The sequence below is a fragment of the Alphaproteobacteria bacterium genome (assembly GCA_019635875.1).
Lineage (GTDB): Bacteria > Pseudomonadota > Alphaproteobacteria > Reyranellales > Reyranellaceae > JAFAZJ01.
Map to the genome: position 1 here is coordinate 94,439 of JAHBYP010000006.1, position 12,172 is coordinate 106,610.

The 12,172-nt window shown below is 70.2% G+C and carries 11 protein-coding genes; 7 read left to right on the forward strand and 4 right to left on the reverse strand.

The window, feature by feature from the left end; genetic code table 11:
• The first annotated feature begins 103 nt into the window (after positions 1-103).
• The 4 genes from pal (at position 104) to ftsH (ending at position 5,237) form a co-directional block, all read left to right on the forward strand.
• Positions 104-559: a peptidoglycan-associated lipoprotein Pal gene (gene pal / locus KF889_21420; GenBank protein ID MBX3502010.1), complete on the forward strand. Its 456-nt coding sequence runs from the start codon at positions 104-106 to the stop codon at positions 557-559.
• 229 nt (positions 560-788) lie between these two features.
• Positions 789-1,565: a tol-pal system protein YbgF gene (gene ybgF, locus KF889_21425; GenBank protein MBX3502011.1), complete on the forward strand. Its 777-nt coding sequence runs from the start codon at positions 789-791 to the stop codon at positions 1,563-1,565.
• Positions 1,566-1,644: 79 nt separating this feature from the next.
• Positions 1,645-3,252 (forward strand): tRNA lysidine(34) synthetase TilS, encoded by a 1,608-nt coding sequence (gene tilS, locus KF889_21430; GenBank protein ID MBX3502012.1) that lies wholly within the window; start codon positions 1,645-1,647, stop codon positions 3,250-3,252.
• Positions 3,253-3,287: 35 nt separating this feature from the next.
• Positions 3,288-5,237, forward strand: a complete 1,950-nt coding sequence (gene ftsH / locus KF889_21435; GenBank protein MBX3502013.1) for an ATP-dependent zinc metalloprotease FtsH — start codon at positions 3,288-3,290, stop codon at positions 5,235-5,237.
• Positions 5,238-5,413: 176 nt separating this feature from the next.
• Here the strand turns inward: ftsH and thiD are convergent, their stop codons facing one another.
• Positions 5,414-6,226 carry a bifunctional hydroxymethylpyrimidine kinase/phosphomethylpyrimidine kinase gene (thiD, locus tag KF889_21440; protein MBX3502014.1) on the reverse strand — a complete coding sequence of 271 codons (813 nt, stop codon included), beginning with the start codon at positions 6,224-6,226 and terminating at the stop codon, positions 5,414-5,416.
• Positions 6,227-6,314: 88 nt separating this feature from the next.
• On the opposite strand from thiD, the gene KF889_21445 reads away from it, so the two are divergent.
• The gene (locus KF889_21445) at positions 6,315-6,737 is read left to right on the forward strand and encodes a hydantoinase B/oxoprolinase family protein (GenBank protein ID MBX3502015.1); all 423 of its coding nucleotides are present in this window, start codon (positions 6,315-6,317) and stop codon (positions 6,735-6,737) included.
• 236 nt (positions 6,738-6,973) lie between these two features.
• Here the strand turns inward: KF889_21445 and KF889_21450 are convergent, their stop codons facing one another.
• A complete protein-coding gene (locus KF889_21450) occupies positions 6,974-8,023 on the reverse strand; it encodes an aldo/keto reductase (GenBank protein ID MBX3502016.1) in 1,050 nt (349 codons plus the stop codon).
• 158 nt (positions 8,024-8,181) lie between these two features.
• On the opposite strand from KF889_21450, the gene KF889_21455 reads away from it, so the two are divergent.
• Both KF889_21455 and KF889_21460 read left to right on the forward strand, forming a co-directional pair.
• Positions 8,182-9,060 carry a helix-turn-helix transcriptional regulator gene (locus KF889_21455; protein ID MBX3502017.1) on the forward strand — a complete coding sequence of 293 codons (879 nt, stop codon included), beginning with the start codon at positions 8,182-8,184 and terminating at the stop codon, positions 9,058-9,060.
• Between the two features lie 330 nt (positions 9,061-9,390).
• Positions 9,391-10,761, forward strand: a complete 1,371-nt coding sequence (locus KF889_21460) for a phosphoglucosamine mutase (protein ID MBX3502018.1) — start codon at positions 9,391-9,393, stop codon at positions 10,759-10,761.
• A gap of 92 nt (positions 10,762-10,853) precedes the next feature.
• Here the strand turns inward: KF889_21460 and folP are convergent, their stop codons facing one another.
• Both folP and KF889_21470 read right to left on the reverse strand, forming a co-directional pair.
• The gene (folP, locus tag KF889_21465; GenBank protein MBX3502019.1) at positions 10,854-11,660 is read right to left on the reverse strand and encodes a dihydropteroate synthase; all 807 of its coding nucleotides are present in this window, start codon (positions 11,658-11,660) and stop codon (positions 10,854-10,856) included.
• 85 nt (positions 11,661-11,745) lie between these two features.
• Positions 11,746-12,171: an OsmC family protein gene (locus tag KF889_21470; protein MBX3502020.1), complete on the reverse strand. Its 426-nt coding sequence runs from the start codon at positions 12,169-12,171 to the stop codon at positions 11,746-11,748.
• Position 12,172 lies beyond the last annotated feature (1 nt).

Consider the following 12,172-nt stretch of genomic DNA (forward strand, 5'->3'; position numbering starts at 1 on the left):
GTAGTACGAGGAAGCTCTGGGTATGACGGTTGCCCATTGCAACTGACCGTCCTGAGTTGAAATGACGCGGCGGCACCCCCGCTGTCGCGAAGGAGAGAAGACAATGCGACTGAAGATGTTCGGCGCCCTCGGCGTCATCCTGCTTGCCGCCGCGTGCAGCTCGGCCGATCAGCCCGACACCACGGCCACGGGCCGCGCGGCGCCCGGTTCGGTCGCCGAATTCCAGCAGGTGGTCGGCGATCGCGTGTTCTTCGACCTCGACAGCTCGCAGCTTCGCCCCGATGGCCGCGACACGCTGAACAAGCAGGCCGGCTGGCTGAGGCAGTACACCAACTACGCCATTACCGTGGAAGGCCACGCCGACGAGCGCGGCACGCGCGAATACAACCTGGCGCTGGGCGCCCGCCGTGCCCAGACGGTGCAAAGCTACCTCGCCGCCCAGGGCGTGCCGCCCACGCGCATGAAGACCATCAGCTACGGCAAGGAGCGGCCCGAGGTGGTCGGCTCCGACGAAGGCGCGTGGTCGCGCAACCGCCGCGGCGTCACCGCCCTGCAGTAGCCGACAAACGGCGGGCACGTATCACGCCGGCTGGCTCGCGCCAGCCGGCGTTGTTCGTCCTGGGACCGCGCCGCTCCAGCGACGCGGCCCGAACGGCAGGGCCACGAGATGGGCAGCCCCGCGCCACGCTTTCGGCGCAGTTGCCTGCGAGCGTCCTGACATGGATAGTTCGGGCATCGATACGGCGCGCCGATCCCCCGGGCGCGGCCTCTCGCGACGGAGCGATCGGATGTCGAGGTGGCTTGCGGCAGGCGTGCTCGCCCTGCCGCTGATGGTCGGCGTCGCCGGCCCGGCCGCGGCACAGGGCAGCCGTGGCCAGTATTACGACGACCGGCTCAACGAGATGGAGCGCACGATCACCCAGCAGACCGGGCAGATCGAGCGGCTGCAGCACCAGATCCAGCAGCTCAACCAGGCGATCGAGAAGATGCAGGCCGACTACGATTTCCGCCTGCAGCAGGTCGAGAGTGGCAAGGGCGGCGCCCGCCCCCCCGCCGCACGCCCGGCGGCAAGCCAGCCGCCGGGCGCTGAGCCCGGCGCTCCCCGCAACCTGGCGCCTCCCGGCCCGCAGGCCGGCGCGGCGCCGCCGGCGGGCGTGCCGCTCAAGCCACCGGCGATGGGCGGCCCGGAAACCGCCTACAACGAGGCGCTCGACCTGATGGGACGCAACGACTATGCCGGCGCCGAGCGCGCGCTGCGCGGCTTCATCCAGCGCTATCCCCAGCACGCCCTGATCGGCAACGCGCACTACTGGCTGGGCGAGACCTACTACGCGCGCAGGGACTTCAACGGCGCGGCCTCGGCCTTCGCCGTCTCCTACAAGTCCTACCCGCGCAGCCCCAAGGCGCCCGACAGCCTGCTGAAGCTCGGCATGTCGCTGCAGGCCCAGGGCAAGCCCCAGCAGGCCTGCACGGTCTACGCCCAGCTCGGCCAGCTCTTCCCCAACTCGGCCGAGATCATCAAGCGCCGCGTCGCCGCCGAACGTCAGCGCAGCCAGTGCGGGTGATCTGAGTCTTGCCTTCCCCCGCAGGGGGGAAGGCAACGCTAGCCTTGGCGCCGGAGCATCCGTCCCGCATGATGCGGCGATGGCCGGGGGAAAGACCAGGATCGACGACGACGAGCCGCCTGTCGGCGCGGTCGAGTTCGCCGCGCTGATGCGGCCGTTCGAGCCGTTCGAGGGCCGCCCGCGCCTGGCCGTGGCGGTCTCGGGCGGGCGCGACTCGCTGGCGCTGGCGCTGCTCGCGCGCGAATGGGTGCGCCAGCGCGGCGGCGAGCTGGTGGCGCTGGTCGTCGACCATGCGTTGCGTCACGAAAGCGCCGCGGAAGCCGAGCAGGTGCGCCTGACCCTGACGTCGTGCGGCATCGAGGCCCATGTCTTCCGGCTGCGCTGGCAGCGCCGGCCGAGCTCCGGCCTGCAGGAGGCGGCGCGCGCGCGGCGCTATCGCATCCTGCGCGACTGGTGCGGCGAGCAGGGCGTGCTGCACCTGCTGCTGGCGCACCAGGCCGACGACCAGGCCGAGACCTATGTGCTGCGCCAGGAGCGCGACAGCGGCCCCGACGGGCTGGCCGGCATGTCGGCCTGCGTCGAGTTCCCCGAGGTGCGCGTGCTGCGCCCGCTGCTGCCGGTGCCGCGCGCCCGCCTGTCGGCGACGCTCAAGGCGCGGCGCCAGCCGTGGATCGACGATCCGACCAACCAGGATCCGGCCTATCGCCGTGCGCGGCTGCGGCTCGAAGGCCTGCCGTCGCCGCGCGAATCGCTGCTGCGCCGGGTCGACCAGGCGGCGGCGAAGCGCGTGGCCAGCGAGCGGGCCGTGGCCGAGGCGCTGGTCGAGCTGGCCCAGCCGCATCCGCTGGGCGCGGTCTATGTCGAGCCCCAGGCGTTGCGCAGCCTGCCCAAGGCGGTGGCGGCGCGGGCGCTGTCGCGCATCGTCGCCACGGTGTCGGGCGGCGAGCACGAGCCTCGCGCCGAGCGCCTGGCCGCGGCGCTCCACCACCTGCGCGCGCGCACGCCCAAGTCGTCTGGCAAGGCGTCCGGCAAGACGCCGGCCGAGCCGCCGCCCGGCACGACGGTGGGCGGCTGTCGCATCGTCTGGCGCGGCAACCAGTGGTTGGTGGTGCGCGAGGCGGCCTCGATCCAGGACCACGCCGACTGGCGGGGTGATTCCTCGGTCGAATGGGATGGCCGCTTCCTGGTCGGCGAGCGTATCCCTGCCGGCGGCCGCGGCGTATTGACCGACGAGTGGACCGGCCGGCACGGCGTGCCGGGCAGGGGCTGGCAGACGGAGGCGATCCTGCGGCTCTACCCGCTGTCGGTGAGCCAGAATCTGCGGCGCGCCCAGTTGCCCTCGGTGATCGCCAACGCCTATCCCCTGATCCCGCTGCCGGAGCCCGACGTGGCGCGCTGGCGGCTGGCCGCCGAGGCCGCCTGGCCGGCCACCAAGGGGCTGTCGTTGATCCTCGCCGGCTCCCCGGCCGTGCGCTGGGATGAGCGGGTGGTGCCCCTGGTGCTGCGCGGCGCCGCGGCCAGCCTGGTGCAGCCGGTCCTGCCGGGCGGCGGCGAGAACGCGGCGGTGGCGCCGATCGCGCTGTCCCGGTTCCTGCCGGTTGCGGTATTTCGCCCCCGCCGGCCGCTCCTGGGCGCACCGTTTTTTCCTTGTTTTGCCGCCGACGAAGCCCAATTAGTGAGGCGATAGCGGGACATCCCGAACCAAGGACGAACGTCGAACCCATGTTCAATCGCAATGCGGCCCTTTGGGTCGTGATCGCGCTGCTGCTGGTGCTGCTCTACACCGTCTTCCAGGGCGGTGTGGGCCGCAGCGGCATGTCGCAGATCTCCTATTCCGAGTTCCTCAAGGCGGTCGACGCCGGACAGGTCGCCTCGGTCAAGATCCTGAGCGGCCAGAACGGTGCCACCATCACCGGCAGCTTCCGCGACGCCGCGCGCGGCTCGGGCGGGTTCACGAGCTACGCGCCGACCGATGGCCGCCTGATCGAGCGCCTCGAGGGCAAGGTCGACCGCATCGACGCCGGCCCGGCCGAGGAGACGGTCAATCTCGGCGGCATGCTGGTGAACTGGCTGCCGCTGCTGATTCTCGTCGGCGTCTACATCTTCTTCATGCGTCAGATGCAGGGCAATGGCCGCGGCGGCGCGATGGGCTTCGGCAAGAGCCGCGCACGGCTGCTGACCGAGAAGCACGGCCGCGTCACCTTCGACGACGTCGCCGGCATCGACGAGGCCAAGGGCGAGCTCGAGGAGATCGTCGACTTCCTGAAGGATCCGCAGAAGTTCCAGCGCCTGGGCGGCAAGATCCCCAAGGGCTGCCTGCTGGTCGGTCCGCCGGGCACCGGCAAGACCTTGCTGGCGCGCGCCATCGCCGGCGAAGCCAACGTGCCGTTCTTCACCATCTCGGGCTCCGACTTCGTCGAGATGTTCGTCGGCGTCGGCGCCTCGCGCGTGCGCGACATGTTCGAGCAGGCCAAGAAGAACGCGCCCTGCATCATCTTCATCGACGAGATCGACGCCGTCGGCCGTCATCGCGGCGCCGGCCTCGGTGGCGGCAACGACGAGCGCGAGCAGACGCTGAACCAGCTGCTTGTCGAGATGGACGGCTTCGAAGCCAACGAGGGCGTGATCCTGATCGCCGCCACCAACCGGCCCGACGTGCTCGATCCGGCGCTGCTGCGCCCCGGCCGCTTCGACCGCCAGGTCATCGTGCCCAACCCCGACATCGGCGGCCGCGAGAAGATCCTGAAGGTCCATCTGCGCAAGGTGCCGATCGCGCCCGACGTCGATCCTCGCGTGGTGGCGCGCGGCACGCCCGGTTTCTCCGGCGCCGATCTCGCCAACCTGGTCAACGAGGCGGCGTTGCGCGCGGCGCGCCTGGGCAAGCGCCTGGTGACGATGATCGACCTCGAATACGCCAAGGACAAGGTGCTGATGGGCACCGAGCGCCGCTCGATGGCGATGACCGAGGAGGAGAAGCGGCTGACCGCCTACCACGAGGCCGGCCATGCCATCATCGCGCTCAACGTGCCCAAGGCCGATCCGCTGCACAAGGTGACGATCATCCCGCGCGGCCGCGCGCTGGGCGTGACCATGCAGCTGCCGGAGCGCGACTCGCTCAGCTACAGCAAGCTGTTCATGGAATCGCGGCTGGCGATCATGTTCGGCGGCCGCGTCGCCGAGCAGATCATCTTCGGCGAGGAGAACGTCACCACCGGCGCCGCCTCCGACATCCAGCAGGCCACGCAGATGGCGCGGGCGATGATCACCGCCTACGGCATGTCCGACAAGCTGGGCCGCGTGCGCTACCAGGCCAACGAGCAGGAGGTCTTCCTCGGCCACTCGGTGACGCAGACGCAGAACATCTCGGAGGCCACGGCGCAGATCATCGACGACGAGGTGCGCCGCCTGATCGAGGAGGCCGAGACCAAGGCGCGCACCATCCTCACCGAGCGCGCCGACGATCTCGAGATGCTGGCCAAGGGGCTGCTCGAGTACGAGTCGCTCTCCGGCGAGGAGGTCAACTCCCTGCTGCGCGGCGAGAAGATCGTGCGCGACGATCCCAGCTCGTCCAGCAGCGCGTCCGGGGCCAAGCCGCGCCGCGCCTCCGTGCCGAGCAGCGGCCCGACGCCGCCGCGCGACGCCGGCGATCCGGCGCCCCAGGCGGGGGCGTGACGCACCTGTCGTCCTGAGCGCAGCGAAGGACCTCGCGGTAGCGCGATCGAACGCAAGCGGCGCCGGAGAGCATCCGGCGCCGCTTTTCTTTCCGAGTCATGTCTGTCATCCCGAGCGCAGCGAGGGATCCAGGGTTGGCCTGGATCCCTCGCTGCGCTCGCGACGACAAGAAGGCTTCAGCGCCGCCAGTGCGGATCGAGCGTGACGGCGTGGTTGAGCGGACCGTGGCCGGCGCCGAAGCCGGGCGCGGTCTCGATGGCGCGGCGCACGAAGTCGCGTGCGCGGGCCACCGCGTCGGCCAGCGTCATGCCCTGCGCCAGGCCGCAGGCGATCGCCGAGGCCAGCGTGCAGCCGGTGCCGTGGGTATGCTGGGTGGCGATGCGCGGATGGGCGAAGCGCTGCACGCCATCCGACGTGACCAGCAGGTCGACGACCTCGCTGCCGCCCCGGTCCATATGGCCGCCCTTCAGCAGCGCCGCGCGCGGACCCATGGCGATCAGCGCGGCGCCGGCTGAGCGCATGTCCCCCTCGTTCCTGATGGGAAAGCCGACGAGGACCTCGGCCTCCGGCGTGTTGGGCGTCACCACGGTGGCGAGCGGCAGCAGCTGGGCGACCAGCGTGCGCTCGGCCGCTTCCTGCAGCAGGCGATGGCCGCCCTTGGCGACCATGACCGGGTCGACCACCAGCGGTCGCTCGGGCGCATGGCGCGCGATCGCTTCGGCCACGGTCACGATGATTTCGGGCGAGGCCAGCATGCCGGTCTTCAGGGCGTCGGCGCCGAGGTCGCTCAGCACGACTTCCATCTGCTGCGCCACGAATGCCGGCTCGACGCCGAGCACGCCGTGCACGCCCAGCGTGTTCTGCGCCGTCAGCGCGGTGATCGCCGTCATGGCGAAGCCGTCGAGCGCCGTGACCGCCTTGATGTCGGCCTGAATGCCGGCGCCGCCGCCGGAATCCGAGCCGGCGATGATCAGCACGCGTCCCTTCATCAGCGAGATCCTCCGGCGGCTGTCATGGGCCATCGGCCGGGCGAAATCCAGTGCCGATGCCGTATTGGCCTGACGCGGCGGCTTCGGCGTGCAGTACGCCATCCGGTTGCGCCGCGGCCAGGCCCGCGCCTCCTTCGTCATGGATCACGGCCGCTGCGGTCCGCCCGGTGCGCTGGGCGGCCGCGATGCGCGCTTCAACGAAGTCGAGATCATGATGTGCTCAGGCGAACTCTACCGGCCACCGCACACGTCGAAGGACCAGGACATCGTTCTCGAGGCAGGCGACGTCATCAAGGTGCGCACGCCGGGCGGCGGCTACGGCGATCCGTTCAAGCGCGAGCCGGCGCTTGTCGCTCAGGACGTGCGCCGCGCCTACTACGACCGCAACGACGCCGCCGACGAATACGGCGTCGTGCTGACGGCCGACGACACGGTCGACATGGCGGCAACCGAACGGCGGCGCGCGCTCAAGAATTCATTCCACCGCCCGCCGTCATTGTCGCCCCTGTAAAGAGGCTGATATGCGTGCCGGCCGGCTGCACAGACTCAGCATAGGCGTGCGCGCCGTGCTCGTCAGGCACGCGGTGCCCCTGCTGCCAGCGCACGAGCGCGGCCTCAGCGCGCGTTCGAGGGCGTCATCCCGCTAGTCCTCGCCTCGGGCGCCGCTGATGGCGCGGCGTGAGGCGGTGCGGCCCGTGGGCTCGACGACCGAGACGCCGGCGCGGCCATCGGGCCGCTGCTCGGTCGCTACGTACGGGCGCGCAGCTGCGCCTGTGCGCGGCCGATGATGCCGGGATAGCGCTTGCCTGGATACCATTGCATCTCCGCCAGGCGATCGAAGCCCGGAATGCTCTCCATGTGGCGCACCATGCGCTGGCGCATCGCCGAGTCAGGCAACGGCCCACGCAAAGCGCTCACGTTCTGCGCTGCATGCTGGGGATCGGCCGTCGAAGGCAGCGCGCAGGTCACCGCTGGATGCGAGACCACCCATTTAAGGAAGAACTGCGCCCAGTTCTCGACGCTGATCTCGCGAGCGAAGTCAGGCAGCTGCCTTCCCTCGACGATCTTGAACAGCCGCGCCTTCTCGAACGGCATGTTAGTCAGCACGGCAATGCCGCGGGCGGCGGCGGCGCGCAGGATGCGATCCTCGGCACTGCGATTGAAGATCGAGTAGTTAATCTGCACGAAGTCGAGATGGCCACGCTCGATCCAGTCGCTGAGCGGAGCATGGTACCGGTTCTCGAAGTGGGTGACCCCCAGGAAGCGGATGCGCCCTTCCTTCTTCCAGGCTCGCAGATAGGGCACCACGAAGTCCACGTTTACCAGGCTGTGGCATTGCATGAGGTCGATGCGCTCGCGCCACAGCCGGCCCTCCGAAAGCCGCAGGCTCTGCAGCAGATGGCTTTCGTCGGCGAGGTAGTCGCCGGTCGCCCAGATCTTGTTGGCAATGAACAGCTGGTCGGAGATGCCGAGCGCCGTCGCATAGTCGCCAACCGTGAGCTCTGCTGTGCCGTAGAGGGGCGAAGTATCGATCACGCGCGCGCCGCCCGCCCAATAGCGGCTCATGACTTCGCGCAAGTGGTCGCGTTTCTGGCCCGGAATGGCGTCGAAGGTCAGGAAGGTGCCCAAACCGATGGCCGGCAGTGTCTCGCCGGTGGGCGGGACGGGGCGTGTCAGGATGTCGGCCGGCGGACGCGCCGGGGTCTGCTGGGCGCGAGCCGGAAGTGCGCCCAGCACGCCGAGGCCAAGGGCTCCGGCGATCATGGTGCGGCGGCGGGTGCTCGAAGGATGTGGCATGGCTGCTCCCTCGTCGATGGAGAGTTCTTCATCTAGGCCGAGCCGGGGCTGCCCGCGCGCCGGATCCTGACCAGGCTTGCTCGATCCTGACCTTGTGATTGGTCCCGGTGCTGACATGGCGGGCCGACGTCGCTATTTCCTGAAGGATGAGCCAGACCGTGGCCTACGAACGCAGGGTCGAGCCAGTCGCGAGCAACTGGCGCCGCTTCACCTGGTCGAGCGGCAGCTTCGACACGGCGAGCCGGCCCTACACCGAGGCGGCCGAGGGCACGTTCTGCACGCCTCAGCATCTAATGTTGGTGACGCTCAAGGGTGGCGCACAGCACCAGGAAGTGGCTGCTGCCTGTGGCCATCGCTTCGCCGGTCCCGACCGCGCCGGCGCCGTTTCCTTCGTGCCGGCGCATTGCCCGCGCCAACTCAAGATGCGCGGCATCGAAAGCGAGTGGGCATCGATCGCCCTCGACCCTGCCCTGTTCGACGACGACGCGTTGCGCGGACCCGCAGCCAGGTCGCTTGAAGCGAGCGCCTTCACCAACGCACCCGATCGCTTCCTGGCCGGTATGCTGCGCGAGTGCACGCATCTGTTCCACGCCGATGGCATACTCGACCCGACCTACTGCGATGAGATGTCATGGACGCTCGCCCACTACCTTGTGCGCCGGTACGGCCGCACCTCGGTATTGGAGGACCGCACGCACGCTTGGCGGCTGCCAGCGTGGCGGCTGCGCCGCGTCGCCGACTATGTCGAAGAACATCTCGACGGCGAAATCCGTATCGCCGAACTTGCGGCATTGGTCGGCGTCTCTGCTGGCTACTTCCACCGTGCCTTCCGCGTCTCTACCGGCCGCACACCGCTCGCCTACGTCAATGAACGCCGCATCTGCCGCGCCATGCATCTGCTGGAAACCGAGCGCATCTCGATGATCGAGGTAGCGCTCAGCATCGGCTTCATGAGTCCGAGCCACTTCACGCGCACGTTTCGGGCGGTGGTTGGTATCAATCCGTCAAAGTACCGCGCGCTCACGACGTGCCCGTGATGGGTCGGGCGTGTCAGAGTTGTCGGCGGTGGCCGCGACAGCGAGGTCGATGCCGTCGCCTCAGCCGTGTCAACCTTCGCGGAAGTGTTGGACGAACCGGACGGCGGCGAGACCGCGGCCGCAGCGATCCGCTCCCTGATCGGCGATGTCGTCCTCAGGCCCGACCCCAAGCGCGGGCAGATCGAGGCCGAGCTACGCGGCGAGCTGAGGGGCATCCTCGACTTCGCCGCAAGCCACCAGAATCAACGGATCGGCAAAGTTAGGACAAACGCGGTTGCGGCTCCAGATGCCGCATTGGCTTGCCGCGCCGGCTGGCGTACCGTGCGGGCCATGGGGCGAAAGCTATTCGGGACCGACGGCGTGCGCGGGCGCGCCAATTTCGAGCCGATGACAGTGGAGACGGCGCTGCGCCTGGGCATGGCGGCCGGCGCGCGCTTCGTGCGCGGCGATCACCGCCACATCGTGCTGATCGGCAAGGACACGCGTCTGAGCGGCTACATGATCGAGCAGGCGCTGACCGCCGGCTTCCTGTCGATCGGCATGGACGTGCTGCTGGTCGGCCCGCTGCCGACGCCGGCCGTCGGCCACCTGACGCGCTCGATGCGGGCGGACCTCGGCGTGGTGATCTCGGCCTCGCACAATCCCTTCCACGACAACGGCGTGAAATTCTTCGGCCCCGACGGCTTCAAGCTCAGCGACGCGATCGAGAGCGAGATCGAGGCCATCATGGAGGCCGATCCGGCGACGCATCGCGCATCGTCGGAGCTGGTCGGCCGCGCGCGGCGCATCGACGACGCCGGCGGCCGCTACATCGAGGCGGTGAAGTCGACCGTGCCGCGCGGCCTGACGCTCGACGGGCTGAGGATCGTCGTCGACTGCGCCCATGGCGCGGCCTATCGCGTGGCGCCGCGCGTGCTGATGGAGCTGGGCGCCACGGTGATCGCGCTCGGCGTCGCGCCGGACGGCCTGAACATCAACGACGGTTGCGGCTCGACCCATCCGCAGGCGGCGATCGAGGCGGTGCGCGAGCACGGCGCGCATCTCGGCATCGCGCTCGACGGCGACGCCGATCGCCTGGTGCTGATCGACGAGCGCGGCGCGCTGGTCGACGGCGACCAGATCATGGCGACCATCGCGGCGACCTGGCACGACGAGGGCAAGCTGACCGGCGGCGGCGTGGTCAGCACGGTGATGTCCAATCTCGGGCTGGAGCGCTTCCTCGGCGGCCGCGGGCTGCGGCTCGAGCGCACATCGGTCGGCGACCGCTACGTGCTCGAGCGCATGCGCGTGGCCGGCTACAATTTCGGCGGCGAGCAGTCGGGCCACCTGATCATGACCGACATCATGACCACCGGCGACGGGCTGGTGGCGGCGCTGCAGGTGCTGGCCGCGGTGATCCGCGCGCAGAAGCCGGTGTCGGAGGTCTGCCGCCGCTTCGATCCGGTGCCGCAGCTCTTGCGCAACGTGCGCCTGCCGCCGGGCGCCAGCGCGCGGCGCGTGCTCGATCTCTCGCCGGTCGTGCGCGCCATCCTCGAGGCCGACGCCGCGCTGGGCGAAGGCGGGCGCGTGCTGGTGCGGCCGTCGGGCACCGAGCCCCTGATCCGCGTCATGGCCGAGGGCGACGACGCCCAGCAGGTCGAGCGCACGGTCACCGGCCTGTGCGAGACCATCACCGCCGCCGCACCGGTCGCCGCGGAGTAGGTGCCGAAGTCGTCCTGTCATCCCGAGCGCAGCGAGGGATCTACGGCCGGCCTGGATCCCTCGCTGCGCTCGGGATGACAGGGCTTCACCCCCTACGCGTCGTCGGCCGCGGCGAGCGCGGCGACGGCCTTCAGTGCCTGGACCGTCTCGCGCACGTCGTGCACGCGCAGGATCGCCGCGCCGCGGCGCGCCGCCTCCAGCGCCAGCGCCAGCGAACCACCCAGCCGGCGGGCCGGATCAGGCTCGCCGCTGATGTGGCCGACGAATTGCTTGCGCGAGGCGCCGATCATCACCGGATGGCCCAGCGCCAGAAGGGCGGGAATGCCGGCGATCAGCCGCAGATTCTGGTCGGGATCGTAGCGACCGGGCGGCAGCTTGCCGAAGCCGATTCCGGGATCGATGGCGATGTTCCTCGGCGCGACGCCGGCCTCGAGGCAGTCGGCAACGCGGCCGGCGAGGAAGTCGCGCACGTCGGCCACCACCTCGGCATAGGCCGGGCCGCGATAGCGGTCGGCCGCCGTGCCGCGGCGATGCATCAGGATCACGCCGCAGCGCCGTTCGGCGACCAGGCGCAGCGAGTCGCGATCGTCGCGCAGCGCGGAGGTGTCGTTGACGATGCGCGCGCCGGCGTCGATGGCGGCGGCCATCACCGCGGCGCGGCGCGTGTCGATCGAGACCGGCACCGCCTGCCGCGCCAGGCCGCCGACGATCGGCAGGATGCGGCCGATCTCCTCGTCGATCGAAACCTCGTCGGCGCCCGGCCGCGTCGACTCGCCGCCGACATCGATGAAGTCGGCGCCGTCCTCGACCATCCGCAGCGCGTCGGCGATGGCGCGCGCCGGGTCGAGCCGCAGGCCGCCGTCGGAGAAGGAGTCGGGCGTCGCGTTGATCACGCCCATCACCCACGGCCGGTCCGCGTGCGCCGAGACGCCGGCGAAGGGCGGATAGGAGCGGTGCGGCGCTGCGGTCATCGGCGCGGCGCCCTCAGGCGACCTCTTCCAGCACGAGCTCGTGCGTGACGTTGGCCGATTGGCGGATCATCGCCGTGGCCGAGCAGTATTTCTCGTCGCTCAGCGACACCGCCCGTTCGACCAGGGCGCGGTTCAGCTTCCTGCCGCGCACGCGGTAGATCACCTTCACCGAGGTGAAGACCTTTGGATGATCCTCGGCGCGCTCGGCCTCGAGCTCGACGATGATGTCGCGCACGTCCTGACGCTGCTTGCGCAGCATCGAGGCGACGTCGATGGCGGTGCAGCCGCCCATGCCGATCAGCACCATCTCCATCGGCCTCGCCGCGAGGTTGCGGCCGCCGACATCGGGCGAGCCGTCCATGGTGATGCTGTGGCCGCTGCCCGACTCGCCGACGAACAGCGCGTCCTGGACCCAGGTGATGCGGGCGGTGGTAGCCATG

Coding starts and splice junctions, on each gene's coding strand:
- pal (MBX3502010.1), top strand. CDS start 104: ATGCGACTGAAGATGTTCGGCGCCCTCGGCGTCATCCTGCTTGCCGCC.
- ybgF (MBX3502011.1), top strand. CDS start 789: ATGTCGAGGTGGCTTGCGGCAGGCGTGCTCGCCCTGCCGCTGATGGTC.
- tilS (MBX3502012.1), top strand. CDS start 1,645: ATGGCCGGGGGAAAGACCAGGATCGACGACGACGAGCCGCCTGTCGGC.
- ftsH (MBX3502013.1), top strand. CDS start 3,288: ATGTTCAATCGCAATGCGGCCCTTTGGGTCGTGATCGCGCTGCTGCTG.
- thiD (MBX3502014.1), bottom strand. CDS start 6,226: ATGAAGGGACGCGTGCTGATCATCGCCGGCTCGGATTCCGGCGGCGGC.
- KF889_21450 (MBX3502016.1), bottom strand. CDS start 8,023: ATGCCACATCCTTCGAGCACCCGCCGCCGCACCATGATCGCCGGAGCC.
- KF889_21460 (MBX3502018.1), top strand. CDS start 9,391: ATGGGGCGAAAGCTATTCGGGACCGACGGCGTGCGCGGGCGCGCCAAT.
- folP (MBX3502019.1), bottom strand. CDS start 11,660: ATGGGCGTGATCAACGCGACGCCCGACTCCTTCTCCGACGGCGGCCTG.
- KF889_21470 (MBX3502020.1), bottom strand. CDS start 12,171: ATGGCTACCACCGCCCGCATCACCTGGGTCCAGGACGCGCTGTTCGTC.